This is a genomic window from Noviherbaspirillum sp. L7-7A, assembly GCF_019052805.1.
Lineage (GTDB): Bacteria > Pseudomonadota > Gammaproteobacteria > Burkholderiales > Burkholderiaceae_D > Noviherbaspirillum_A.
Genome location: NZ_JAHQRJ010000001.1, coordinates 441,741 through 467,291 on the forward strand (window position 1 = coordinate 441,741; position 25,551 = coordinate 467,291).

Here is a 25,551-nt window from a genome sequence, read left to right on the forward strand (position 1 = left end):
GTATTGATGACACTGTGTGCCGGCGCCCAGGCCCAGTCGCAAGAAACCACCGCGGCGCAGACGCTGCCGACTGTTAACGTCAATGCTTCCGCCGATGCATCCGCCGGCGGCCTGCCGGCCGAATATGCCGGCGGCCAGGTGGCGCGCGGCGCCCGTCTCGGCCTGTTTGGCAATGTCGACCAGATGAGTGCGCCGTTCAGCAGCACTGCCTACACCCAGGCGCTGATCCAGGACCAGCAGGCGCGCAGCGTGGCGGACGTGCTGCAGAATGACCCGACGGTGCGGGTGGCGCGCGGTTTTGGCAATTACCAGGAGCTGTACATGATTCGCGGCTTCCCGGTCAATTCGGATGACCTGGCCTATAACGGCCTGTATGGCCTGCTGCCGCGCCAGTTCGTCGCTACCGAACTGCTGGAGCGGGTGGAAGTGCTGCGCGGCGCGAACACCTTCATCAATGGCGCAACGCCGGGCGGCGGCGGCATTGGCGGCGCGATCAACCTGGTGCCCAAGCGCGCACCGAACACGCCGCTGACCCAATTCACCGCTGGCTTTGACAGCGGTGGCCAGGGTTACCTGGCAACCGATCTTGCCCGCCGCTTCGGTGAAGACAATGCCACTGGCGCACGCCTGAACCTGGTGCGTCGCGATGGCAATACCGCAATCGACCGCGAAAAGCGCGAACTGAGCGTGGCGTCGCTAGGCCTGGATCACCGCGGCCGTAATTTCCGCCTGTCCGCCGATGTCGGCTTCCAGGAACACAATCTCAAGCAGGCCCGCCCCAGCGTGATGCTGGGCGCCGGCGTGCCGGTGCCGGATGCGCCGAATGCTTCGTCCAACTTCGCACAGCCATGGTCTTATTCGAATGAGCGTGACACCTTTGGAACGGTGCGGGGTGAATTCGACCTGTCGCCGGATGTCACCGCCTGGGCCGCCGCTGGCGCGCGCCATGGCACCGAGCGCAACAGCCTGGCCAATCCCACGGTGATCAATGCCGCCGGCGATACCAGCACCTATCGCTTCGACAATGCGCGGCGCGACACGGTGCGCACCGGCGAGATCGGCATCCGCGGCAAGCTGCGTACCGGCGAGATCGGCCATACGCTGAGCGCTACCGCATCGAGCTTCGACCAGAAATCGCGCAATGCGTATGGACTGAGCGACTTCAGCGGCTTTGCCTCCAATCTGTATGCGCCGGTTGCGGTAGCGGCGCCAGCGCCCAGCTTCTTCACCGGCGGCGTGCTGGGCAATCCTCTGCTCACGCAACGCACCGAGCTGTCCAGCTTCGCGCTGGCCGACACGCTGTCGTTTGCGCAGGACCGGGTGCTGGTCACCGTCGGCGCGCGCCAGCAGAGCATCAAGGACCGCAGCTACGCATACGCTACCGGCGCGCAAGAAGGCAGCTATGACAAGAGCGCGGTGACGCCGATTGCCGGCCTGGTGGTCAAGCCGATGCAGAACCTGTCGCTATATGCAAACTATGTGGAAGCCCTGACGCGCGGCGCGGTGGCGAGCGGCACCGTGCGCAATGTGGGCGAAGTATTTTCCCCATATCGCTCGCGGCAGAAGGAAATCGGGGCGAAATACGATGCCGGCCAATATGGCGTGACCCTGGCGCTGTTCTCCACCTCCCAGCCGATGGGCGTGATCAACAGCGCCACCAACCTGTTCGGCATCGATGGCGAGCAGCGTAACCGCGGCGCTGAACTGACCGTGTATGGCGCGCCCATGCGCGGGCTGCGCCTGCTGGGCGGCCTCACGCTGCTCGACGCGGAACAGCGGAAGACGGCAGGCGGCGTCAATGATGGCCGCGACGTGATCGGCGCGCCGAAGATGCAGGCCAACCTCGGCGCCGAATGGGATGTGCCCGGCGTGCGCGGACTGGCGCTGAACGGCCGCATGCTGCATACCGCTTCGCAATACGCCGATGCGGCCAATACGCAGAAGCTGCCCTCCTGGAACCGTTTCGACGCCGGCGTGCGCTATGTGACGAACTGGGGCAAGCAGGCAGTCACCCTGCGTGGCCAGATCGAGAACCTGACCGACCGGGACTACTGGGCATCGGCCGGCGGTTATCCGGGCCTGGGTTATCTGGTGCTGGGCGCGCCGCGCACCCTGACGGTGTCGGCCACGATCGATTTCTGATCGCCCATGTGAATCCGCCCCGTCATGGCAATCCATGACGGGGCGGGTCTGCTGCGCTGTTCCGCATTTTGCCGGCGACGCCATCCAGCGGCGCCGGCAAACTTCATCTCCGTATCAGTCGTCCTTCTCGCCCATCTGCGATTGCAGGTAGTTCTGCAGTCCGATGTCCTGCATCAGGCGTTCCTGGGTTTCCAGCCAGTCGATCGCATATTCGCAGTGTTCCAGCAGCTCTTCCAGCAGGTCGCGGGTGACGTAGTCCTGGGTGGATTCGCACAGGGCAATCGCCTGGGTCAGCACCGGATGGAAGCTGCGCTCGTATTGCAGGTCGCAGTTGAGGCATTCGGCCGGATCCTCGCCGATCAGCAGCTTGCCCAGGTCCTGCAGGTTGGGCAGCCCGTCGAGGAACAGGATGCGCTCGATGAGCTTGTCGGCTTCCTTCATCACCCGGATCGACTGCTTGTATTCGTACTTGTCCAGCCGCTCCAGGCCCCAGTTGCGGAACATGCGCGCATGCAGGAAGTACTGGTTGATGGCGGTGAGTTCGTTCTTTAAGACCTGGTTGAGCGTGCTCAGGACCTGGGGATTGCCTTTCATATTCTTTTCTCCTGTTTAAGTGGGGGAGGACGCATCCATCTGGCTCTGCTGATAATTCTGCAGGCCAACCAGTCTGATCAGTTCCATATGCTGTTCCAGCCAATACGCATGATCCATTTCGGTGTCTTCCAGCTGCACCAGCAGCATGTCGCGGGTGACATAGTCCTTCACGCTCTCGCAGGCGGCGATGGCCTTCCTCAGTGCGTCGGCGACATGGTATTCGAGGTCGAGATCGGCCTGCAGCATGTCGGGCACGGTGCGGCCGATGTTGAGCGGGTCGCGCTTGCTGAGGTCGGGCGTGCCGTTGAGGAAGAGGATGCGCTGGATCAGCGCGCGCGCATGCTGGCGTTCATGGTCGGACTCGTGCAGGCTCATGTCGGCCAGGCGGTTCAGGCCGAGATGCCGGTAGATCTCGCCATGGATCAGGTACTGGTCGACCGCGGTGAGTTCGCCGGTGAGCAAACTGTTCAGGACTCCGATGATTGCTGTATCACCCTGCATAACACTCTCCACCTTGATATAACGACTTGAACATATTGCGGTCGATCCCGGGATCGGGCAACGCCGGTATTGTAATGGCTGGAACCCGGCGGATTGCACCAAAGCGCAAGGAACCTTGCGAAAGTCCCTTGCGTTTGCAATCTTCAGGCGCCGCGCGATGCTGCTTCAGGCTTCAAATGATACAAAATTGGCACGTATGTGCAGGAATTTCTCCGGAAAAACCTTTTTGTGACAACGCCGGCGACACTGTTCAGATGCCGCGCGCGCCACGCACCGCCCGCCCTAACTCGATTACCGACATCGCGTAGAAGAAGCTGCGGTTGTACTGTGTAATGGCAAAGAAATTATTGGCGCCCAGCCAGTACTCGGTCGGCGCGGCGCCGTTTTGCAGATCGACCAGGCCAAACAGCATGTCATTGGGCGGTTCCGCCGGGGTCTGGACGCCAGCCGCGCGGATTTCATCGAGGCGGAACTTTGCCTCCAGTCCCTGGTTCAGGAACATTTCCCAGCCGCTTCCTGACGACTGGTCCAGGGAGGCGGGGAAGACCGTGGGTTCACCGCGTTTCCAGCCATGCTGGACCAGGAAGTTGGCAATGCTGCCGACGGCGTCGACCGGCGAATTGCGCAGGTCGATCCTGCCGTCGCCGTCGAAGTCGACCGCATATTTGCGGATGCTGCCGGGCATGAACTGCGGCCAGCCTATTGCGCCGGCATAGGAGCCGCGCAGCGAGAACGGGTCGATGCCATTGTCGCGTGCAAACAGCAGGGTGTTGGCGAGCTCGCCACGAAAATATTCCATGCGGGCCTGCCGGGTAGGGGTGTCCGGATAGGCAAAGGCGAGCGTGGTGATGGCGTCCATTACGCGGAAGTTGCCGGTGTTGCGGCCATAGACGGTTTCAACGCCGAGAATGCCGACGATGATCTCGGCCGGCACGCCGAATTGCTCTTCGGCGCGCTGAAGGGCGTCGGCATAGTCGTTCCAGAATCTCACGCCGGCATTGATGCGAACCGGCTCGACGAAGCGGGCGCGGTAGGCTACCCAGTTCTTGGGTTTGCTGGCCGGGGCCGGCTTCATCAACTGGATCGCGCTGTCGACAAAACGCACCCTGGAAAGCGTGCCCTCGAGTTCGGCGCGGGAATAGCCGTGCCTGGCCACCATGTCATCGATGAAGGCGCTGACTTCGCGCCACTGGGCAAAGCTGGCGAACTCGCCGGCGTCGTCCGCCTCGACGGCTGGCTTGCGCGCCTTGGCTGCGCGCTGCGCCGGTTCGGCGGCCATGGTGTGGCAACCGCTGAGGATAGCGGAGGCGAGAAAAAGGGAAAGAAAAAGCCGGGTGCAGTTCATCGGGATTGAATCAGTAAGGTCTTGAGTTGTTGGATGGGCGTGCCATAGCGGGTGCGGCGCAATGCGTCGACCGTGGCTGGGGAGCCGTAACGTATTGTCTCGTAAAGTTCGAGAAAACCCAGCACGGCAAGCCGGCGCTCCGCTGACAATCCGCTCTGCTGCAGGCGCTTGCGGTAGGCCAGCGGGCCCTCGTGCGCCGCCCGCGGCAGGCCCTGGCGCGCCAGCTCCTGGCACAGCTTTTTGTACAGCATATCGGCCGGGTCGGTCTTTTCACGGTGACGGATCAGGGGCAACGCAACCAGCGCGGTGACCGCCGCGCCCAGGGTCATCACCAGGATCGCCAGGGTGCTCCAGTCAGGATTGTCGATGCCCAGCGACTGCAGGAAGCCGCGCTGCTTCGCCGGTGTGTAGTTCAGCACCCACTGGTTCCAGGCATTATCGATCGCGTCCCGGTTGTCGCGCAGCTTGCGCAGCACCGTCAGCCACGGGCCCTGCGGCCCTTGCAGGGACCAGAAACTGCCGAACGCGCCGGGCGCCAGCGCCGCCGACAGGTTGCGCTCGACCCGGTCCGGCGCCACGGCGGCAGTAGGGTCCACGCGGACCCACCCGCGTCCGGCCAGCCAGACTTCGGCCCAGGCATGGGCATCCGACTGGCGAACAGTCAGATAACCATCGACCTTGTTCAGTTCCCCGCCTTGGTAACCCGTCACCACCCGCGCCGGGATGTCCAGGATGCGCATCAGCACCACGAAGGCGCCGGCATAGTGTTCGCAGAATCCGGCACGGGTGGCGAACAGGAATTCATCCACTCCATGCCGGCCCAGCGTGGGCGGGCGCAGGGTATAGCGGAAATTCTGCTCGCGAAACATCTGCAGCACCGCGTTGACCAGGTCCATGTCGTTGGCCGACCGTGCCCGCAGGCGGGTCGCGAATTCATGGGTTTGCGGGTTGTAGCCCGGCGGCAGGTCCATCCAGTCGCGCAGCGTCACCGCCGATTCATTGGCCTGCAGCCGGTAGTCCAGCGAGGAGACGGCGTCGTAGCGTATGCGCTGGCTGATGGGCTGGCTGGCCAGCAGCTGGAAGTCCGGCTGGATCTGCACCGGATTATTCTCCAGCTGCGGCGGGCCGGCCGGCAGGTCGAGCGCGAACAGGGAGCGCCTGCCGCTGGCTTCCAGGGTGACCTGGTAATGCACCGGCTTGCCGCGGCCAAGCACCTGGCGCGACGAAGGCAATGCGCTTGCCAGGGGCGTCCAGCGGCGTCCGTCGTAGTGGCCCAGCACCGGACCGCGCCAGTACAGCGCGGACGGTGGCGGCGCCGCGTCGGAAAAGCGCACCCGGAAGGCGATTTCCGGCGACAGAGTCAATTCGGAAATGCTGCCCGGCTCCATGCTGTCGGACAGGCCGGTGCCATTGCGCACCGCATCCTGCGGCATGCCCCAGAGCGGCCCCTGTATGCGGGGGAAGAACACGAACAGCACCACGGCCAGCGGCGCGGCCAGCAGGAACAGCTGCGATGCGGCCATGAGCCGCCGACGCAGCGGTGGATGCACGCCCGTGTACTGGAAGGACATCAGCGCCGTCAGGACCGCAATCACGCCGGCGCTGGCGAGCAGGGCGCTGGCAATCGTCTGCGAATAGAAGAAGGTGGTCAGCAACACGAAAAAGCTGAGGAAGGTGACGACGAACAGGTCGCGTCGCGCCCGCATTTCCAGCAGCTTCAGCGCCAGCAGCAGTACCAGCATGCAAACGCCGGCCTCGCGCCCGAGGTAGGTGCCGTAGCTGGCATACACGCCCAGCATCAGCAGCGCCACTACCGGCAGCAGCAGCAGACGCGGCGGCATGCGGTTGCCGTGAAAGGTGATCCAGCCGCGCCAGAGCAGCAGTGCCGACGCCGCCAGGCTGGCCCAGCTGGGCAGGTGCCAGGCATGCGGCATCATCACCAGCGCGCAGGCGCCGAGCAGCAACAGGGTGTCGGACTTTTCGCGCGGCAGGCCGCGCATCAGGCGTTCGCGCCACGTGGCCACGCGCGCAGCAGTGCTATTCATGCTTCCTGCCCGTACAGCGCGAGCGCGCGCAGGCAGCTTTCCCGGTGCGCGCCGCCCAGCGCAGACGGATGGCTTGCCGATCCCAGGCGAAAGGCATAGGGCATGCCGCGCGCCTCGGCTTCCAGCACCCAGCGCGTCATGCGGGACAGCCTGGCTTCGGTATCCATGGCAGCGGGCAGGGCGGCGAAATCGATGCGCATCTCGCTCGCGGCGCCGCCTTCGAAATGCTTGCTGACCAGCGTGCCATCATTGCCCAGGCGGGCAATCTGGCGCCAGGCCAGTCGTTTCATCGAATCGCCAGTCTGGTAGGCGCGCACGCCGGCGAAATCATCCTCGCCGCCGATGCCGTGGCCCTCGTTCATCAGCGCCTCGGCAATTGGCAGTGGCGGCGCATGGTCTTCCGGACGCGGATAGACCAGCACCTTCTGCTCCGGCTGCCAGTAGCTCCAGGCGCGCAGCAGCCCGAGCGGAAAGCTGGTGTGCAGCCGGATGCGCGGCGCGGCCAGCCAGCCGCGATGCGTGGCGGGCGCCTGCAGCGCGATCACGCAGTCGCCTCTGGCCGGAATGTCGCAGGGCTGCTCGCGCGCCGGCAGGCCGTCGCCGGTGAACCCGATCCAGATCGCATGACGCCAGTAGGGACGGCGGTTGGACAGGTGCAATTCGAACTGCGCCTCCTCGCCGGCGAATACCGGGCTGGCGCGGCCTGGGTTCAGATGCAGATAGGCCAGGTTGCGAAAGCTCAGATGCATAGCGATCAGCGCACAACTGAGCAGCAGGAAAGTCAGTCCATAGCCCATGGCCAGGTTGTAATTCAGCGATCCGACAAACAGCAGCATCAGCAGGGCGGCAAACGCCAGCCCGGGCTTGGTTGGCAGGATGAAGACCCGGCGCTGGTTCAGCACCACTTCGCCGCGTTCGGCGCCATGCAGCCTGAACAGCCAGCGATCCGTTGCGCCGCGCAAGGTTTGCGTCATCGTCGTGCGCATGGGAGGCGTCAGACGGGAACGGTTTTCATCAGTTGCAGCACGAGGTCGCGGCTGGAAGCGGCGCTGCCGCCGGCCGAACGCAGCGGCCGCAGCCGGTGCGCCGCAACCGGCAACAGGACTGCCTGCACATCCTCGGGCAGCACATGGTTGCGGCCTTCCAGCGCCGCCCAGGCGCGTGCCGCCTGCAGCAGCGCGATTGCCGCACGCGGACTGAGGCCCTCGGCAAACAGGCCGCCCTGGCGGGACGCCTGCACCAGCGCCTGCACATAACTCACCAGCGCCGCGGAGGCATGCACGTCGCGCAGCCCTGCGCGGGCATCGGCCAGCTCGCCCGGCGTCATCGCTGGACGCATCGCCTTGACCATGGCGCGCCGGTCCTCTCCCATCAGCAGCGCCCGTTCCGCCGCCGCATCCGGATAGCCGAGCGACAGGCACATCAGGAAGCGGTCCAGTTGCGACTCGGGCAACTGGAAGGTGCCGATCTGGTGAGTCGGATTCTGGGTGGCGATGACGAAGAACGGGTCGGGCAACTCGCGCGTCATGCCGTCGGCCGATACCTGCCGCTCTTCCATCGCCTCCAGCAGGGCTGACTGGGTCTTGGGCGTGGCGCGGTTGATTTCATCGGCCAGCAGCACCTGGGTGAATACCGGGCCTGGGTGGAAGGAAAAACCGTTCTTGTCGCGGTCGAACACCGAGATGCCCACCACGTCGGCCGGCAGCAGATCGCTGGTGAACTGCACCCGGTTGAATTTCAGCCCCAGTGACGTCGCCAGCGCATGCGCCAGCGTCGTCTTGCCCACGCCCGGCACATCCTCGATCAGCAGATGCCCGCCTGCCAGCAGGCACACCAGCGCCTGCCGTATCTGCATTTCCTTGCCAACGATGACTTCTCCGACCTGCGCGGCAACGGCATGAATTCTGGAGTACATAGTGTTCCTGTTGGGAGCTGGGGCGATATGAAAAACCGGATGCAGGACCTTATTGTAGTATGGCAACGTCCTGTTTTATTGCTTCCGATAAACCATTTGTTTGAGCAGCAGTGAATAAAATGGCATGCAAAAACCGGTTTTTCGTTAAACTACGGGCATTCTATGCGAGAACGTGCGTGCAGCGTTCCTCAACATGACCACTGCCATTTACTGCCACACCGACTGCCTGGCCCATGAAATGGGCGGCTGGCATCCCGAGTCGCCGGCCAGGCTGCAGGCGATCGAAGACCAGCTCATCGCCAGCCGTATCGACAGCTGCATTGACCACCGCGATGCACCGCTGGCTGACGTCGAAGCCATCGCCCGGGTGCATCACCAGGACGCCATCGCCCGGGTACGGGACAACGTGCCGCCACCCGGCAGCCCAGCTGACGCCTACTACCCGATCGACGGCGACACGCTGCTCAATGCGCACAGCTGGAAAGCGGCGCTGCGCGCCGCCGGCGCCGCGATCGCGGCCACGGACGCGGTAATCGCCGGCGACCTGGACAATGCCTTCTGTGCCGTGCGTCCGCCCGGCCACCATGCCAGGCCATCCGAGCCCATGGGTTTCTGCCTGTTCAACAATGTCGCCATTGCCGCCCGCCATGCGCTTGAAGTGCATGGCCTGGAGCGGGTGGCCATCGTCGATTTCGACGTCCATCACGGCAATGGCACCGAGGAAGCCTTCGTCTATGAGCCGCGGGTGATGATGGTGAGCTTTTTCCAGCATCCCTTCTATCCGTACAGCGGCGTCGGCGGCGAGTCGCAATTCAATCCCAACATGGTCAATGTGCCGGTGGCTGCCTATACCGGCGGCGAAAAGGTCAGGCAGCTGGTCACCGAGTTATGGCTGCCGGCGCTGCGTGCCTTCCGGCCGCAGATGATCTTCATTTCCGCCGGTTTCGACGCGCACCGGGAAGACGACATGGGGCAGATGGGCCTGGTCGAGGCGGACTACGCGTGGATCACGCGCCAGATCATGGCGGTGGCGAACGAGCATGCGGGAGGTCGCATCGTCAGCTGCCTGGAAGGCGGCTACAATCTGTCAGCGCTGGCGCGCAGCGTGGTGGCGCACCTGAAGGCGCTGGCCGAACTGGAGTAAGCGCGGCCGGCGCGGTCGCTGCGGGTAGAATACGGCCTTCATTTTCAGAGAAGCGCCACATGTCTATTCAATGGTTCCCCGGTCACATGAACGCCGCCCGCAAGAAGGCGGAAGAATCCATGGAGAAGGTCGACATGGTGATCGAAGTGCTGGACGGGCGCATTCCCCAGGCCAGCAGCAATCCCATGATCGAAAGGCTGCGCCTGTTCCGGCAGCGGCCCTGCCTGAAAATCCTCAACAAGGCCGACCTGGCCGACCCGGCCGCCACCAGCGCCTGGATCAAGCATTACAACCAGCAGAAGGACGTCAATGCGGTGGCCTTGAGCTGCAAGAAGCCGTCCGACGTCGCCAAGATCCCGCAACTGTGCATCAAGCTGGTACCCAACCGCGGCACCGCGTTGAAGCCACTGCGCATCATGATCATGGGCATACCCAACGTCGGCAAGTCGACCTTGATGAATGCGCTGCTGAAGAAACGCGTCGCCAAGGTCGGCGACGAACCGGCCGTCACAAAGACGCAGCAACGTCTTTACCTGGGCAATAACATCGTGCTGATCGACACCCCCGGCATGATGTGGCCAAAAATCGAACATCCAAGCGATGGCCTGATGCTGGCCGCCAGCCATGCCATTGGCAGCAATGCACTGATCGAGGAGGAGGTCGCCACCTTTCTTGCCGAGATGCTGCTGGCGCGCTATCCGGCGCTGGTGAGCGCCCGCTATGGCTTTCCGACCGAGGGCATCGATGGCGTTGCGGTGATCGAGGGTGTCGCCCAGCGCCGGGCTTATCGTCTGAAGGGCGGCGAGCCGGATCTGGAGAAGGCGGCACACACCTTGCTGCAGGATTACCGCAGTGGCGCGCTGGGCAGGGTGAGCCTGGAGACGCCGCAGAGCCGGGTGGAATTGCTGGCTTCTTATCAGCCACCTGCATCGTTGTCACTGCCTGTAGAGGAAGCGGCTGCCGATGACGGTGATAGCGAGTAGGCTTGTCCTGCATACTCCCTTCCAGCCCGCCGCGATGCGGGCTTTTTTGTGCATACAGACAAGCGAACTCAAACCATTTTTTCAAAGCCGTGAACCCTGCGAGGAACGAAGCAGGTATGTCCGATACTTAATGTTCGAATAGTGCGCATACAAGCAAACTGTGCAGCGAGTAGTGAGCAGAAGGGTAACGATCACAGCACCGTGATGGCCTCAAGTGCTCGGAACATTTGCAGGGCAGCCCAATTGATAACTTCAGAATTCCATGCATTCCGACCTTATTGACGGACAAGTTATTACATTGTGGTGTGGCTATATTGAGAGATTGAGATGTTTTTCTTCGAAATGAAATGAAGTCTGATAATTAATAATTCATTTCGCTTGTTAGCTTGCAAAACACTTTTCGCATAACCGTATGTAGAAAATCTTAACGCAATATATTTTCAACAGCAAAGTCTGCCGTACTGTTTGGATTGCAAATTTGATAAAAAATTTATTCGTCATTAATTATTTGAAATAGAGAAGATATCGGTGCCTTGGTATCTATATAAGTAGGTGAAAATCCATTTATCGTGAAAGAAGGCTGGTAATGGGTATATATGAATTTCGGCGAATCATTGGCGGTTTTTGTAAAGAAGCTTTGTTGCAGGACAGCAGTGAAATCGCATCTGGAAAGGCCTTTCTGATTCATCATTGTCTGGTGTGGTTTCAATACATTGAAGTGGCAAACCTATGCAGGATCGTAATCGATCTTGGTAAGCCGGAAGAAGGAATTCCTTCCAATATGGCCCGCATGATGCTTGAATCAAACTGTGGTAGCCATTCCAGATATCTGCCCTTCCTTGGTATTAATGATAAGGATGGCCATGCATTGCTGATGCTACATATTTCGCTGGAAATGTTGCGTAATGAAGTGAAGCTATACTATCTGCTGGATCAGCAGTTATTGCCGCTTATTAAAGCTTGGCGAGGTTGCTTTGAGAAATGCGACAAGGCGATGCCAGGTAATAATAAGGAACTGCCTAGTGGTGGATTTGCGTGAGGAGCGATGATTTATGATTCGTGATGCAACGAGAGAAATATCGAATAGCCTGTTTAATACTCCAAACCATGGAATTCATAATCCTACGCCATCTGTTTCTGTTTCCGATTTTCAGCCTTTAGAAAACAAACCAGAAGAACAGCGTTCGGCGATGGGTAGTGAAAGCGATGACATAAAGAAGACAGGACAGGATGAGGTAAGAGAACAGTGTAATTCGTTGGGAGGTGAGGAGAGTCCATCGGCATCAACCAATATTTCAGATGGCACGCATCCGCCAACAGCAGAGTCTACTGATGCCGCTGATAAAGCAGCCAATCCCCTTTCAAAATTTTTCTTTGAAAACACGAACGTAAAGTTTACTTGGGCAAGCGCTTATACTGCAGCGAACATAGCGCGCACTGTGGAAAGTACGCTTCTAGTGACGCATTCCGCAGATGAGGAGGTTCTGCTCGTCATCAATATTGTCAGGCTCGCAATAGGCTTGCTTTTGCAATGCTATGACACCGCAGAAGCGGTGCGTAATAAAGAAAAACTGGAAAAGAAAGAGAATGATAGTCTTGATAAGCTTAAAAAGTTGAGAGAAAAAGATTGTGCGGAGATTTCTCCGGAAAATTCAGTTGAGGCGACTGATTCTTCTCTACTTGCAGTTAAAGAGAAAGATAATATTGCAGCCCCGATGCAGGATAAAAATACGCCTTCGAATGAAAAAACCGTTGAAGAGAAAGTGCAGAAGGTAAAGAATCACTTCGCTTTATTGGAGGCAAAAAGCAACGTGGAAGATTGTTCCCCAGCAGCCAAGGATGCAAGGATAGTGGCCGGGGCGGTGGCTGCAAAAGAAACCTTTTTTACAGTCGGTGCAGTTATCGGTTTAATCCAAAGTGCCATAAAAATATTGAAACACTTTGCCCCCGCAATCATGGCTGGTTCTGCTGCTGTGGGGGTTGCGGTGGCAGGTGTGGTTATGGGTGCATTAAGTGTGGTGTTTGCTGTGGCAGCCAATGTTATTGATATTTATCAGGGCTTTGTTAAAGCAAGGGAGGCGTATGATGAATATTCAGTTTTCTCGAATTTAAAGAAAGAATTCGAGTCGAAAATACAAGCGGAAAATAACTTGAACTCCCTTGATTCGCGGTTCAAGGATGGATGTTCCAATCTGTTTAATAAAAAGATTGATAGCGCAAAATTGAATGGTGGTTTTGCAATCGGAAGGATTGTAAGAGGCTTTGTGGGTCTCGCCATTTCGGCAATTACGGCGGTTGGATTGGTGCTAAGTGTTGGGTCGGCTGCTCCCATAGCAGCTGCTGTTGGTGGGGGGACGGCTTTTGTTTACTTTTTTTCCCTTATTGTGAGAGTTGCAAGAGATGTGAACCAAGCGCTAGCTGAAGTGGAAGAATGTAATGCTGCGGAGAAGTGGAAGGAACAATATAAGGACGCAGAAATTTTTCAAAAAAATTCAGATGATGCGTCAACCTTCGACGATGATGCCGGTTCCAATCCGTATGAAAACAAGTATTTCATGATTTGGATGGTGGCCAAGCAGTTTGAAAAAGATGTCATTAAAAACACCAACCCAGATCCAGCTAGAAAGGAAGCGATGCGAGCTCTGTTTGCGTCTTTAGGGTTAAGCAATGACGATATTGATATGCTGGAATTGTTACCTGATTCGTCCGATGAAGTCGTAAGATTGGTTGAGTCAGCAATAAGGTCAAAAATGAAAATTGCTGATAGAAAGCCTGAGAAGAAGGAAGTTATGCAAGAAACTGTTTCCATCGAACAAGGAATGGATATTGTAGCTCTTGCACCGTAGTTCTGATTCTTCCAGTTTTCGCCGCGCAAATAAAAACCCCGGTAAAACCGGGGATTTTATTGCCGCCTGATGTGGCCGGCATATGTGCTGCATGCAGCCAGCAATTACATCATGCCGTCCATGCCACCCATACCGCCCATGCCACCCATACCGCCCATGCCCGGGCCGCCGGCTGGCTTGTCTTCAGCCAGTTCGGTGACGGTGCAGTCGGTGGTCAGCATCAGGCTGGCGATCGATGCTGCGTTTTGCAGCGCGGTGCGGGTCACTTTGGCCGGATCCAGCACGCCTTGCTCGACCAGGTCGCCGTAGGTGTCGTTGGCAGCGTTGTAGCCGAAGTTGCCCGTGCCTTCCAGCACCTTTGCAACCACAACCGATGCTTCCTCGCCTGCGTTCTGAACGATCATGCGCAGCGGCTCTTCGATGGCGCGCAGAACGATCTTGATGCCTGCGTCCTGGTCGCTGTTGTCGCCCTTGATGTTCAGGTTGGCGCGAGCGCGCAGCAGTGCAACGCCGCCGCCAGGCACGATGCCTTCTTCCACCGCAGCGCGGGTGGCGTGCAGCGCGTCTTCCACGCGTGCCTTCTTCTCTTTCATCTCGACTTCGGTGGCGGCGCCAACCTTGATGACTGCAACACCGCCTGCCAGCTTGGCAACGCGTTCCTGCAGCTTTTCACGGTCGTAGTCGGACGTGGCTTCCTCGATCTGCACGCGAACCTGCTTGACGCGGGCTTCGATCGCAGCGCTCTGGCCTGCGCCGTCGATGACGGTGGTGTTTTCCTTGCCCACTTCGATGCGCTTGGCTTGGCCGAGGTCGTTCAGCGTGACCTTTTCCAGCGTCAGGCCGACTTCTTCAGCGATGACCTGGCCGCCAGTCAGGATGGCGATGTCTTCCAGCATGGCCTTGCGACGGTCGCCGAAGCCAGGGGCCTTGACTGCGCAGGTCTTCAGGATGCCGCGGATGTTGTTCACCACCAGGGTTGCCAGCGCTTCGCCTTCGATGTCTTCGGCGATGATCAGCAGCGGACGGCCAGCCTTGGCGACTTGCTCCAGCACCGGGAGCAGGTCACGGATGTTCGAGATCTTTTTGTCAAACAGCAGGATGAACGGGCTTTCCAGGATGACGCTTTGCTTGTCCGGATTGTTGATGAAGTACGGGGACAGGTAGCCGCGGTCGAACTGCATGCCTTCCACGATGTCCAGCTCGTCGTTCAGCGACTTGCCGTCTTCCACGGTGATAACGCCTTCCTTGCCGACTTTTTCCATGGCTTCAGCGATGCGGTCGCCGATGGAGCTGTCGCTGTTGGCAGAGATCGAGCCAACCTGGGCGATTTCGCGGGTGGTGGTGCAGGGACGTGCCAGCTTGCGCACTTCGTCGACCAGAGCGGTGACTGCCTTGTCGATGCCGCGCTTCAGGTCCATCGGGTTCATGCCGGCGGCAACGTATTTCATGCCTTCGCGGACGATAGCCTGGGCCAGAACGGTTGCGGTGGTGGTGCCGTCGCCAGCGTTGTCGCTGGTGCGGGAAGCCACTTCCTTGACCATCTGGGCGCCCATGTTCATGAGCTTGTCTTTCAGTTCGATTTCTTTCGCGACCGACACGCCGTCCTTGGTCACGGTCGGGGAACCGAAGGAACGCTCCAGAACCACGTTGCGGCCTTTCGGGCCCAGGGTCACCTTGACCGCGTTGGCCAGGATGTTGACGCCTTCGACCATCTTGTGGCGAGCGCTGTCGCCAAATACGACTTCTTTAGCAGCCATGTTAATTACTCCTTGAGTATTCTTGAATAGGATTGCAGGGGAGGGCGCCGACCGGTGCCGGCTGCCGCCGTCGCCATGGCCCGCGGGTTGCGCGGCGCATGGCGGTCCGCATTACTGCTGCACGATGGCGAGGATGTCTTCCTCGCGCATGACCAGCAGTTCTTCGCCGTTCATCTTGACGGTCTGGCCGGAATACTTGCCAAACAGCACGCGGTCGCCAACCTTCACGTCCAGAGGACGCACCTGGCCGCCTTCGAGGATCTTGCCGTTGCCTACAGCCAGGACTTCACCCTGATCCGGCTTCTCGGCCGCGGTTTCAGGGAGAACGATGCCGGACGCAGTTTTGGTTTCCTGGTCGAGGCGCTTGACGATGACGCGATCGTGCAAAGGACGAAGTGCCATACAAACTCCTAAAAAATGTTGTCAGTAATTAATATAAAACGGCTGACTTCAGCGTTTTTCGCTGCATTCAACCGCGGGGATTCGACGGTCCGAGGGAATTATTAGCACTCTCCGTCGGCGAGTGCTAAGTATAGGGGCGGATAGAACCCTTTTCAAGGCCGGCAATTGTCGAAAATGGAAGACTTCTAGTCGGGGCGGCATCCGGACCGATCGAGAACAGGCCGATTTCATCAATTCCGCTGCCTGAACGCGCGGATTCCTACAGCCATACAAGTCGTTTTCCGACCTGTGCTTTTCAATGACAGTGACTAGGCTGGAACGCTTTGTCGCCCTGTTCGCGCCAAAGTGGCGAATAGCGCCCCCTTTCCTTTCCGGAGCCGAACACCATGAATAGTCCCGATGACCGCGCCAGGTCGGCGCAGAAGGCGCCCTTTGCGCAATCCTGCAAGATCAGCCTGACCCTGAATGGCGTCCAGCGCGAAATCCGCACCGCGCCATGGACTACGCTGCTGGACCTGCTGCGTGAGGACCTGCAGCTCACCGGGACCAAGAAAGGTTGCGACCACGGCCAATGCGGCGCCTGCACGGTGCTGGTCGATGGCAAGCGCGTCAATGCCTGCCTCACGCTGGCGGCCATGAAGGACGGCTGCGAGATCACGACCGTGGAAGGGCTGGCGCAGGGCGAGGCGCTGCATCCGGTGCAGCAGGCATTCATCGACCAGGATGCCTTCCAGTGCGGCTACTGCACCCCGGGGCAGATCTGCTCGGCGGTCGGATTGATCGGCGAAGGGCGGGCGCAAAGCGACGATGACATCCGCGAACTCATGAGCGGCAACCTGTGCCGTTGCGGTTGCTATCCCAACATCGTCGCCGCCGTACGCCAGGCGCTCCCGACGGACGGGAAGGGCGGCCAGCCATGAACCAGTTCGAACTGTCGCGCGCTTCCAGCGTGGCCGATGCGCTCGCCCTGCTTGCCGGCGAAAGCCATGCCCGCTTCATCGCCGGCGGCACCAACCTCTTGGACCTGATGAAGGAAGACGTCGCCCGTCCGACACGCCTGATCGACATTACCCATCTTCCGCTGGCGGCTGTGGAAACAGGCAAGGACGGCGGATTGCGCATCGGCGCGCTGGTGTCGAATGCGGCCCTTGCCTATCACGCCGAGGTGGGCAGTCGTTATCCCCTGTTGTCCCGGGCGATCCTTGCCGGCGCCTCGCCGCAGTTGCGCAATATGGCGTCGACCGGCGGCAACCTGCTGCAGCGCACCCGCTGCTACTACTTCTACGACACCGCGACGCCGTGCAACAAGCGCGAGCCGGGATCGGGCTGTCCGGCGCGGGACGGCGTCAACCGCATTCATGCCATTCTCGGCGCAAGCGAGCAATGCGTCGCGGTGCACCCGTCCGACATGTGCGTGGCCCTGGCCGCCCTCGATGCGACTGTGCATGTCAGCGGACCGGCCGGCGACCGTGCAATTGCCTTCGACCATTTCCACCAGCTGCCGGGCGACACGCCGGATGTCGATACCAGCCTGGCGCCGGATGAAATCATTACCGCGGTCGAACTGCCGGCGCAGGGTTACGAGAGCCATTACAGCTATATCAAGATCCGCGACCGCGCCTCCTATGCCTTCGCGCTGGTCTCGGTGGCAGCCGGCCTGGTGCTGGATGGCGAGACGATCAAAAGCGCCGCTGTGGCGCTGGGCGGCGTTGCCCACAAGCCGTGGCGCGACCGCCAGGCCGAGCAGCTGCTGATCGGCAAGCCGGCCAACGAGGCAACGTTTTCCGCCTTTGCCGACGCGTTGCTGCAGCCGGCGCAGCCGCTTGCCCACAATGCATTCAAAATCGGCCTGGCCAGGCGGACCATTGTCCGTGCACTGGGCCGGGCCGTCGCAATGGAAGAACAATCATGAGCACAGCGCAGAACAAGCAACAGGGCCGCATCGGCGTTGCAACCAGCCGGGTCGACGGCAGACTAAAAGTGACCGGGCAGGCGCGCTACGCCGCCGAGTTTCCGGCAGAGGACCTGCTGTATGGCGTGGTGGTTTCCAGCGGCATCGCTCGCGGCAGCATCAGCAGCATCGATACCGGCCCTGCGCTGGCGGTGCCAGGCGTGATCCACGTGCTGACCCATGAAAACCGGCCCAGCCTGCCGTGGTTCGACCGCAGCTACCAGGACGACGACTCGCCTTCCGGTTCGCCGTTCCGGCCGCTTTACGACGCCAGCATCATCTTCAGCGGCCAGCCGGTGGCCCTGGTCGTGGCAAGCAGCTTCGAGGCGGCGCGCCATGCATCGGCATTGATCGACGTCCGCTACAAGGCCGACCAGCACCAGACCGACCTGGATGCCGGGCGCGATGCGGCCTATGCGCCCAGGCAGGGCAAGGATGGCTTCGAGCCGCCGCCCAAGCCACGCGGCGACGCCGATGCCGCCCTGAAGAGGGCCGAGATCAATGTACTGGCCGATTACGCCACGCCGGTGGAACACCACAATCCCATGGAAATGCATGCCACCACCGTGCTGCGTGACGTGGACGGCAACCTGACGATCTATGACAAGACCCAGGGCGTGCTCAACACCCAGCAGTATGTGACCAGTGTCTTTGGCCTGAAGCAGGAACAGGTGCGGGTGCGGTCGCCCTTCGTCGGCGGCGCCTTCGGCTCCGGGTTGCGGCCGCAGTACCAGCTGTTCCTGGCCGTGATGGCGGCGCAGGAGCTGAAGCGCTCGGTGCGGGTGGTCCTGACGCGCCAGCAGATGTTCAGCTTCGGCCATCGTCCGGCCACGCGGCACCAGATCGCGCTGGGCGCCGACAAGAGCGGCAAGCTGCTGGCCATCAAGCATGAAACGGTATCGGAAACATCGCGCTTTGAAGACTATATCGAGGTGGTGGTGAACTGGTCCGGTTCGGCCTATCAGTGCGACAACGTCATGCTCGACTATAAGGTCACTGCGCTGGATGTCTATACGCCACTGGACATGCGGGCGCCGGGCGCAACCCTTGGCGTCTATGTGCTGGAGTCGGCGATGGATGAACTGGCCCATGCGGCCGGCGTCGATCCGCTGGCGCTGCGCCTTCTGAACTATGCCGAGCAGGACCAGAATACCGGCAAACCATTCTCCAGCAAGGAATTGAAGGCCTGTTATGAACAGGGCGCGGCACGGTTTGGCTGGGACAAGCGCAATCCGGTCCCTCGCTCGATGCGGCGCGGCAAAACCCTGGTGGGCTGGGGCATGGCGACCGGCTTCTGGGACGCCATGCAGCAGCCGGCCAGCGCCAAGGCGGTGCTGTCGGTGGAGGGCAAGCTGCAGGTATCGTCCGCCACTGCCGACATCGGCACCGGCACTTACACCGCCATGACCATCATCGCGGCCGATGTGCTGGGCCTGGCGATCGAGGATGTGAACTTCACGCTGGGCGACTCCTCGCTGCCGCAGGCGCCGCTGGAAGGCGGTTCATGGACCGTCTCTTCCGTTGGCTCCGCGGTCAAGATGGCATGCGAAGCCGTCAGGGATGAACTGTTTTCAATCGCTCGCGCAATGCCGGATTCGCCTCTGGCCGGCGCCAGGGCGGAAGATGTCGAGTGGTGCGAGGGACGGGTGCAGCGCATCGGGCAGCCGGCGGCGTCGCTGGCCATCGCCGACATCATGCGCAGCAAGGGTCTGCATAGCATCGAGCATGCGGTGGACCAGAAGCCCGATAGCAAGCAGAAGAAATACACCATGCATACCCATTCCGCGGTGTTTGCCGAGGTGGAGGTCGACGAGGACTTCGGCACGGTGGCAGTAAAAAGGGTCGTCAGCGCCATCGCCGGCGGCCGCGTGATCAATCCGAAAGCCGCGCGCAGCCAGATCATGGGCGGCGTGGTCTGGGGCATAGGCATGGCGCTGCATGAGGAAACCATGGCCGACCATGCCCTGGGCCGTTTCATGAACCACAGCCTGGCCGAGTATCACATCCCCGTCAATGCCGACATCCATGACATCGACGTCATCTTCGTCGAGGAGCATGACGGCATCGTCAACCCGCTGGGCGCCAAAGGCATGGGCGAGATCGGCATCGTCGGCGTTGCCGCGGCCATCGGCAATGCGGTGTTTCATGCCACCGGCAAGCGGGTGCGGGAGCTGCCGATCACGCTGGACAAGGTGGTCTGAGCCTTGGGCGCCTTAGTCTATGGGCTGGCCTTGGTGATGATCCCAGGCCAGGTCGGCCGCACATAAGTCTTCCAGGGCGGCGCCTACCGACTTGAACAGCGTTACCTGCGCCGGATTGTCGCGCCCCGGGTGCCGTCCGGCGCACAGGTCAGCCAGTTCCGCCTGCAGGGCGGCGCGTTGCAGCTTGCCTGTCTCCATGGGCTGCACCAGATCGCCAGCCTCGGCCAGTGCGCCGTTCCAGGTATCGACGAACACCGCCGCGCTGCACATTAATGCATCATCGGCCTCGCGCATGTTGGGACGGAAACCGCCAACCAGGTCCACATGCGTGCCTGGCTGCACCCAGGCGCCCTGCACGATGGGTGTGGTGCTGGTGGTAGCGCAGGTAATGATGTCGGCCTGGCGCACTGCCGCTTCGAGTTCTCCGGCGACCTCGACCCGTATGCCGCTGCCTTCGAACTGCTGGCGCAGCAGATCAGCGCTGCCTGCCGCCTTTTCCGTGGAACGGCCCCATACGCTGACTGTCCTGATCGGGCGCGTCGTGCAATGCGCCGCCGCCATATAGGGCGCCAGCGAGCCGGTCCCGATGACCAGGAGACGGCTGCTGTCGGGACGGGAAAGATACCCGGAAGCGAGCGCCGACGCCGCCGCCGTGCGGCGCAAGGTCAGCTCTTCGCCATCCATCAGGCATACCGGCGCGCCCGTGGCGCTGTCGAGCAGCATGAACATCGAATGCACGGAAGGCAGCCCACGTTGCGGATTGCGCGGCGCCACCGTGACGATCTTGACGCCGGTATGGCGCTCGGGTTGCCATACCGGCATCAGCAGCAGGACGGCATCGTTGTCGGGCGAGATCGGATGGACATGACGCCGGGGTGCCTCGGCGCCCTTGCGAAACGCCATGCGCAGCGCTTCGATGAGGATGGGATAGGAAAGGGCAGCGCTGAGCCGCCCTGCATTCAGAAAAGGAACCATGCTGTGTCCGAAGTGATGGAAATGAATAAATCAGGTAACGCACTAATCTATATCATTCCATCACAGCATGGCCGACCTCAGGCGATACGCAGGCCGACGTCGATGTTGTTGCGCGTGGCGTTGGAATATGGGCAGACTTCATGCGCCTTGTTGACCAGCGCCTGTGCCGCGCCGGCTTCCATGCCGGGCAGGGCGACTTCCAGGCTGACCGCCAGCCCGAAGCCACCGCGGTCGTTCGGGCCGATGCCGACTTCGGCATTGACCGTGGTATCGGCCGGGAGCTGCGCCTTGGTATGCGCTGCCACGAACTTCAACGCCGACAGGAAGCAGGCTGCATAGCCTGCCGCAAACAGCTGCTCCGGGTTGGTGCCCGCGCCGCCGGCGCCGCCCAGTTCCTTCGGTGTGTTCAACGGCACGTCCAGGTGCTTGTCATCGCTGGCGGCGCGGCCATCGCGGCCGCCGGTTGCCGTGGCATGGGCTGTGTAGAGTATCTGCATGGTGTTCATCCTCCTGGGAAAGTGGAAATTGGAAATTGGAAATCAAAAAGCAATGGATCGCTGCGCGTCTCCATGGCCATCAAGATAAGTCATAATTAAATTGTGTGCAATTTAATTTTTCTACAGTGCCGATTGGTTTTCGCATGATGGCAGGGGCGTAGGGACACGGTCCCTGCCTATTCGTCTGCCTCATTTGCCTGTGTCAGGCTGTCCCGTAGCAGCGCGAGCTGGTTGCGCAGCGCACTCAGGGCTTGCGCAGATTGCCCGCTTGCACACATGACCTGCTCGGGAATGGTGCGCGCCCGGCGCTTGAGGGCGCGGCCTTCCGGGGTCAGGGTAATGCGGACCTGACGCTCGTCCTTTTCGTCGCGTGTGCGCGCAACCATTCCCGCTGTCTCCAGGCGCTTGAGCAGCGGCGTCAGGGTCCCGGAATCGAGAAACAGCCTTTCGCCGATGTCCTTGACCAGCAGGTCGTCCTCCTGCCACAGCACCAGCATGGCCAGATACTGTGGATAGGTCAGGCCCAGATTGTCGAGAAGCGGCTTATAGGCCTTTGTCATGGCCAGCGAGGCCGAGTAAAGTGCGAAGCAGAACTGCTTATCCAGGGCCAGCAGCTTGTCCGCGCTGGTGGAAGGTCTAGACATCTTGATTCCTCGGGTTGAACGTCGGACAGCCGCCGGGTGTCACACACTGCCGGCGATGCCGACGTGGTCATCTTCATTAGCTATGGATCGTATGCGAATTATCCTCAGACTCCAAGTCAGTATCCTGCTGTTTGTTGCGAGCACCATTTGCTGGGCGCAGGAATTGCCAGGCAGCGTGAGCCGGGCCTTGCGCCAGGCCGGCATACCTGCCAGCGCGGTAGGGGCTTATGCCCAGGAAGTCATTGCCGGCCGCACGCTGGTATCGACCAATCCAATGGTGGCATTCAGCCCCGCATCGACCATCAAGCTCGTGACCACCCAGGCAGCGCTGCAGGTTCTGGGGCCGACATTCAACTGGAAAACGGCGGCCTATGCCAGCGGCAGCCAGTCAGGCGACGTGCTCAATGGTGACCTGATCCTGCGCGGCGGCGGTGATCCGCGTCTGACCATGGAAAGCCTGTGGCTGTTCCTGCGGCAGATCAGGGAAAAGGGTGTCCGGCAGATCAACGGCGACCTGGTACTTGACCGCAGCCTCTTTGCGCCGCACGCGTTCGATGCCGCGCTGTTCGACGGCGCGCCCCACAAGCCCTACAACGCCGGGCCCGATGCGCTGCTGCTGAACTATCATGCCTTCGCATTGCGGCTGATCCCGGACCAGTCGAACGGAACCGCCCGCATCAGCGTGGAGCCGCCGGTAGCGGGGCTTTCGGTGCAGGGCCCGGCACTGGTGGAGGGCGACTGTGGCGACTGGAAAGCCGCGCTGACACCCGACATGACCGACAACAGCATTTCCGTCGCCGGCAATTATCCCTATGCCTGTGGTGAGAACACCCTGTATGTGCATCCCTATCAGATGAGCCGCGCCGCCTACTTCGGCGCGGTGTTTCGCCGCCTGTGGAACGAGATGGGCGGCACCTTGAAAGGGCAGGTACGCGACGGCGCCTTGCCCGAGCAGGCGCGCTTGCTGGCGCAATGGCAGTCCGCGCCGCTGACGCAGGTCATCCAGGACATCAATAAATTCAGCAACAACGTCATGGCCAGGCAATTGCTGCTGACGCTGGCCAGCCAGAGTTCGGGTGCGCCGGCTACGCCGGAAGAAGGCGAAGCGGCAGTGCGTTCATGGATGCGGGAACGCGGCATCGATGCGCCGGAAATGGTGCTTGACAACGGCTCCGGCCTTTCGCGCAGCACGCGCATTGCGCCGCTGACGATGGCGCGGGTGCTGCTTGCAGCCTACAACTCACCGGTCATGCCCGAATTCATCGCCTCCCTGCCGTTGGCCGCCTATGACGGCACCATGCGCAACCGTCTGCGTGAAAAGTCGGTTGCAGGTCGGGCGCACATCAAGACCGGCAGCCTGGAAGGCGTGCGGGCGTCGGCCGGCTATGTGATGGCTGCGTCCGGCAAGTGGTATGCAGTGGTTTGCATGGTGAACCACGCCAGGGCGGCGGCGGCGGGCCCGGCGCTGGATCAGCTGGTGCAGTGGATCTACGAAAACGGCTGAATCCGCCTGAAAGATGAGCCTGCCTTACAGGATGATGGGCTTGTCCGACAGCTGGTTAGGGCGCTGGCCATTTGCGGGCAGCTTCATCTGGAGCAGCGCATTGAGCTGTTCAAGTGCGGCGATGGCGCCGTCGCGGTAGGCGCCGCGCTGCAACTCGCGAATCATCGTGTCGCAAATGGCCTGCCATTCGCCAGCCTGCACCAGGCGCCCGACACCGCGGTCCGCCACAATTTCAACCTGATGGTCGGCCAGATCGAGATAGATCAGTACGCCCGAGTTTTCCTCCGTGTCCCACAGTCGATAATCAGAAAACAGCTCGCGGGCGCGAGCTCGCGGATGCATGCCATCGAGAATGTCGCCAAGCGGAAGCGATGGCTCAATGATCATGCGCACTTCGGCACGGTGCAATGATTCTCCCTGTGCGATGGTTTTCTGGATCTCGTCGAGAACCTTTCTCGGAAAGGCCCGCTGGCCGGAGGCGCGGGTGGTAACCAGGTGCCGCCAGAATCGTTCGAGCTTGTTCATTACCAGTTCCCCGAGGCGCCGCCGCCGTCAAAGCCGCCACCGCCGCCCGAAAATCCGCCACCGCCGCTTCCGCCAAATCCACCGCCACCGAAGCCACCGCCACCGAAGCCGCCCCGGCTCCCTATGCCGCTGCCAAGGATGATGCCAGCGTTGCGGCCCCAGTCATTGCCGCCCAAGCGGCTGCGCCGCCGTCCACGGCGGCTAAACATGGGGAGCAGGATGAACAGCGCAAAAAACAGAAACGGCAGCCATGACCCCAGCCCGTCATCCTGCTGATCTGGCTGGCGCGCCGTTGGCGCCGGCAAGTTTTCCTTGTCGATCAGGGCAGCAATGGAAGAGACGCCGGCAGCAAGACCGCCATAGAAGTCGTTCTGGCGGAAGTGCGGCGCAATCACGTCCTGCAGGATGCGCTTGGACTGCGCATCCGTCAGCGAGCCTTGCACACCGCGGCCGGCCTCGATGCGCAGGCGGCGCAAGGCGCTGGGATTGTCGCGCGCCACCAGAAGTATTACGCCATCGTCAATGCCCTTGCGCCCGAGCTTCCAGGCATCGGCCACACGGATGCTGTACTGCTCGATTGCTTCGGGCGAGGTCGATGCCACCAGCAGAATCGCAATCTGGTTGCCGGTGCGGTCCTCATGTTCCTTCAGCACATTTTCCAGCGCATTGCGCTGGTCCGGCGTCAACATGCCGATGGTATCGGTGACGCGGCTTTTCAGCGGCGGTACCGGCGTGAAGTCCTCCGCATGTACATGCAGCGCGCTCGCCAGGAGCAGCAGTGCGAGCAGACAGCGCAGAGCCGATACGACGCTATTTGCCGAAATTGACGGCTGGCGCATTGGAAATGGCTTTTTCATTGTCCACGGTAAACGACGGTCTGACTGGATAGCCGAACATCATGGCCGTCAGATTGGTCGGAAAGCTGCGCGCCAGCACGTTGTATTCTTCCACCGATTTGATGTAACGCTGACGCGCCACGGTAATGCGATTTTCCGTCCCTTCCAGTTGTGACTGGAGGTCGCGGAACAGGCCGTCGGCCTTCAATTGCGGATAATTTTCAGATACTGCCAGCAAACGTGAAAGGGCCTGCGTCAACTGGCCCTGGGCCTGCTGGAAGCGCTGGAATGCCTGCGGATCGTTCAGCACTTCAGGCGTTACCTGGATACTGGTCGCGGCGGCACGCGCCTTGGTCACTGCCTCCAGGGTTTCCCTCTCATGAGAGGCATAACCCTTGACCGTATTGACCAGGTTCGGCACCAGGTCGGCGCGTCGCTGGTACTGGTTGACCACTTCGCCCCAGGCGGCCTTGACTGCCTCGTCCCTGGCCTGGAACTGGTTGTAGCCACAGCCTGAGAGCAGGATGCTCAACAGCCCAAGCATGATCCACGATGACCATTTTTTCATTATCTTTCCCTTCCATATGAGTTTGATCTTTCACCCGGCCCGCAGGCTGGTGATTGATGCGCAGCGCAACGCGGGCAATGCCGGCAAGGCGCAATCCGGCAGGTGCAGAGACAGGCGCAAGCAGCGATGCCTGAAACATAACATGGCAAGTTACAATATGTTCGCCTGATGCATTA

At 60.9% G+C, this 25,551-nt stretch carries 24 protein-coding genes; 10 read left to right on the top strand and 14 right to left on the bottom strand.

Annotated elements, in window-relative coordinates; all coding sequences use genetic code 11:
* Positions 1 to 6: 6 nt before the first annotated feature.
* Positions 7 to 2,142: a TonB-dependent receptor gene (locus KTQ42_RS02010; RefSeq protein WP_249222611.1), complete on the top strand. Its 2,136-nt coding sequence runs from the start codon at positions 7 to 9 to the stop codon at positions 2,140 to 2,142.
* Between the two features lie 114 nt (positions 2,143 to 2,256).
* Here KTQ42_RS02010 and bfr (KTQ42_RS02015) read toward each other — a convergent pair whose 3' ends face one another.
* The 6 genes from bfr (KTQ42_RS02015) to KTQ42_RS02040 all read right to left on the bottom strand — a co-directional run bounded on the left by bfr (KTQ42_RS02015) (position 2,257) and on the right by KTQ42_RS02040 (position 8,542).
* Positions 2,257 to 2,736 carry a bacterioferritin gene (gene bfr / locus KTQ42_RS02015; protein ID WP_217343981.1) on the bottom strand — a complete coding sequence of 160 codons (480 nt, stop codon included), beginning with the start codon at positions 2,734 to 2,736 and terminating at the stop codon, positions 2,257 to 2,259.
* A 15-nt stretch (positions 2,737 to 2,751) separates the two neighbouring features.
* Positions 2,752 to 3,237, bottom strand: a complete 486-nt coding sequence (bfr, locus tag KTQ42_RS02020; RefSeq protein ID WP_217343982.1) for a bacterioferritin — start codon at positions 3,235 to 3,237, stop codon at positions 2,752 to 2,754.
* Positions 3,238 to 3,487: 250 nt separating this feature from the next.
* The gene (mltB, locus tag KTQ42_RS02025) at positions 3,488 to 4,516 is read right to left on the bottom strand and encodes a lytic murein transglycosylase B (RefSeq protein ID WP_249222612.1); all 1,029 of its coding nucleotides are present in this window, start codon (positions 4,514 to 4,516) and stop codon (positions 3,488 to 3,490) included.
* Between the two features lie 62 nt (positions 4,517 to 4,578).
* Positions 4,579 to 6,627, bottom strand: a complete 2,049-nt coding sequence (locus tag KTQ42_RS02030) for a DUF3488 and transglutaminase-like domain-containing protein (protein ID WP_249222613.1) — start codon at positions 6,625 to 6,627, stop codon at positions 4,579 to 4,581.
* Positions 6,624 to 7,601, bottom strand: coding sequence for a DUF58 domain-containing protein (locus KTQ42_RS02035; RefSeq protein WP_249222614.1), 978 nt, complete (start codon positions 7,599 to 7,601; stop codon positions 6,624 to 6,626). The genes KTQ42_RS02030 and KTQ42_RS02035 overlap by 4 nt, the downstream gene beginning before the upstream one ends.
* 20 nt (positions 7,602 to 7,621) lie before the next feature.
* Complete coding sequence (locus KTQ42_RS02040; protein WP_217343985.1) at positions 7,622 to 8,542, bottom strand: MoxR family ATPase; 921 nt, start codon at positions 8,540 to 8,542, stop codon at positions 7,622 to 7,624.
* Between the two features lie 193 nt (positions 8,543 to 8,735).
* Here KTQ42_RS02040 and KTQ42_RS02045 point away from each other — a divergent pair, with 193 nt between their 5' ends.
* The 4 genes from KTQ42_RS02045 to KTQ42_RS02060 all read left to right on the top strand — a co-directional run bounded on the left by KTQ42_RS02045 (position 8,736) and on the right by KTQ42_RS02060 (position 13,515).
* On the top strand, positions 8,736 to 9,686 hold the full coding sequence (locus tag KTQ42_RS02045; RefSeq protein ID WP_217343986.1) for a histone deacetylase family protein: 951 nt from the start codon (positions 8,736 to 8,738) through the stop codon (positions 9,684 to 9,686).
* Between the two features lie 59 nt (positions 9,687 to 9,745).
* Positions 9,746 to 10,669 carry a ribosome biogenesis GTPase YlqF gene (gene ylqF, locus KTQ42_RS02050; protein WP_217343987.1) on the top strand — a complete coding sequence of 308 codons (924 nt, stop codon included), beginning with the start codon at positions 9,746 to 9,748 and terminating at the stop codon, positions 10,667 to 10,669.
* Positions 10,670 to 11,255: 586 nt separating this feature from the next.
* A complete protein-coding gene (locus KTQ42_RS02055; protein WP_217343988.1) occupies positions 11,256 to 11,708 on the top strand; it encodes a hypothetical protein in 453 nt (150 codons plus the stop codon).
* Between the two features lie 13 nt (positions 11,709 to 11,721).
* Positions 11,722 to 13,515, top strand: coding sequence for a hypothetical protein (locus tag KTQ42_RS02060; RefSeq protein ID WP_217343989.1), 1,794 nt, complete (start codon positions 11,722 to 11,724; stop codon positions 13,513 to 13,515).
* Positions 13,516 to 13,619: 104 nt separating this feature from the next.
* Here the strand turns inward: KTQ42_RS02060 and groL are convergent, their stop codons facing one another.
* Together groL and groES are read right to left on the bottom strand one after the other, a co-directional pair.
* Positions 13,620 to 15,272 (bottom strand): chaperonin GroEL, encoded by a 1,653-nt coding sequence (gene groL / locus KTQ42_RS02065; protein WP_217343990.1) that lies wholly within the window; start codon positions 15,270 to 15,272, stop codon positions 13,620 to 13,622.
* Between the two features lie 111 nt (positions 15,273 to 15,383).
* Positions 15,384 to 15,674, bottom strand: coding sequence for a co-chaperone GroES (gene groES, locus KTQ42_RS02070; RefSeq protein WP_217343991.1), 291 nt, complete (start codon positions 15,672 to 15,674; stop codon positions 15,384 to 15,386).
* Positions 15,675 to 16,060: 386 nt separating this feature from the next.
* On the opposite strand from groES, the gene KTQ42_RS02075 reads away from it, so the two are divergent.
* From KTQ42_RS02075 to KTQ42_RS02085, 3 genes are read left to right on the top strand one after another with little or no spacing between them, the layout of a single operon-like run.
* The gene (locus tag KTQ42_RS02075; protein WP_217343992.1) at positions 16,061 to 16,594 is read left to right on the top strand and encodes a (2Fe-2S)-binding protein; all 534 of its coding nucleotides are present in this window, start codon (positions 16,061 to 16,063) and stop codon (positions 16,592 to 16,594) included.
* Positions 16,591 to 17,586, top strand: a complete 996-nt coding sequence (locus tag KTQ42_RS02080; RefSeq protein ID WP_217343993.1) for a xanthine dehydrogenase family protein subunit M — start codon at positions 16,591 to 16,593, stop codon at positions 17,584 to 17,586. The genes KTQ42_RS02075 and KTQ42_RS02080 overlap by 4 nt, the downstream gene beginning before the upstream one ends.
* Positions 17,583 to 19,826: a xanthine dehydrogenase family protein molybdopterin-binding subunit gene (locus KTQ42_RS02085; protein WP_217343994.1), complete on the top strand. Its 2,244-nt coding sequence runs from the start codon at positions 17,583 to 17,585 to the stop codon at positions 19,824 to 19,826. The genes KTQ42_RS02080 and KTQ42_RS02085 overlap by 4 nt, the downstream gene beginning before the upstream one ends.
* A gap of 12 nt (positions 19,827 to 19,838) precedes the next feature.
* Here the strand turns inward: KTQ42_RS02085 and KTQ42_RS02090 are convergent, their stop codons facing one another.
* The 3 genes from KTQ42_RS02090 to KTQ42_RS02100 all read right to left on the bottom strand — a co-directional run bounded on the left by KTQ42_RS02090 (position 19,839) and on the right by KTQ42_RS02100 (position 21,942).
* Positions 19,839 to 20,801 (bottom strand): ornithine cyclodeaminase family protein, encoded by a 963-nt coding sequence (locus tag KTQ42_RS02090; RefSeq protein WP_217343995.1) that lies wholly within the window; start codon positions 20,799 to 20,801, stop codon positions 19,839 to 19,841.
* A gap of 77 nt (positions 20,802 to 20,878) precedes the next feature.
* On the bottom strand, positions 20,879 to 21,298 hold the full coding sequence (locus KTQ42_RS02095) for an organic hydroperoxide resistance protein (RefSeq protein ID WP_283093249.1): 420 nt from the start codon (positions 21,296 to 21,298) through the stop codon (positions 20,879 to 20,881).
* Between the two features lie 176 nt (positions 21,299 to 21,474).
* Complete coding sequence (locus KTQ42_RS02100) at positions 21,475 to 21,942, bottom strand: MarR family transcriptional regulator (RefSeq protein WP_217343997.1); 468 nt, start codon at positions 21,940 to 21,942, stop codon at positions 21,475 to 21,477.
* A 175-nt stretch (positions 21,943 to 22,117) separates the two neighbouring features.
* On the opposite strand from KTQ42_RS02100, the gene dacB reads away from it, so the two are divergent.
* A complete protein-coding gene (gene dacB, locus KTQ42_RS02105) occupies positions 22,118 to 23,446 on the top strand; it encodes a D-alanyl-D-alanine carboxypeptidase/D-alanyl-D-alanine-endopeptidase (RefSeq protein ID WP_349292114.1) in 1,329 nt (442 codons plus the stop codon).
* 24 nt (positions 23,447 to 23,470) lie between these two features.
* On the opposite strand, the gene KTQ42_RS02110 is transcribed toward dacB, so the two are convergent.
* From KTQ42_RS02110 to KTQ42_RS02120, 3 genes are read right to left on the bottom strand one after another with little or no spacing between them, the layout of a single operon-like run.
* Complete coding sequence (locus KTQ42_RS02110) at positions 23,471 to 23,971, bottom strand: TPM domain-containing protein (RefSeq protein ID WP_217343999.1); 501 nt, start codon at positions 23,969 to 23,971, stop codon at positions 23,471 to 23,473.
* On the bottom strand, positions 23,971 to 24,810 hold the full coding sequence (locus KTQ42_RS02115; protein WP_217344000.1) for a TPM domain-containing protein: 840 nt from the start codon (positions 24,808 to 24,810) through the stop codon (positions 23,971 to 23,973). Before KTQ42_RS02115 ends, KTQ42_RS02110 begins: the two co-directional genes overlap by 1 nt.
* Positions 24,782 to 25,375: a LemA family protein gene (locus KTQ42_RS02120; protein ID WP_217344001.1), complete on the bottom strand. Its 594-nt coding sequence runs from the start codon at positions 25,373 to 25,375 to the stop codon at positions 24,782 to 24,784. The genes KTQ42_RS02115 and KTQ42_RS02120 overlap by 29 nt, the downstream gene beginning before the upstream one ends.
* On the opposite strand from KTQ42_RS02120, the gene KTQ42_RS02125 reads away from it, so the two are divergent.
* Positions 25,350 to 25,544, top strand: a complete 195-nt coding sequence (locus tag KTQ42_RS02125) for a hypothetical protein (protein ID WP_217347044.1) — start codon at positions 25,350 to 25,352, stop codon at positions 25,542 to 25,544. The two genes, KTQ42_RS02120 and KTQ42_RS02125, sit on opposite strands and share 26 nt — an antisense overlap.
* Positions 25,545 to 25,551: the final 7 nt, after the last annotated feature.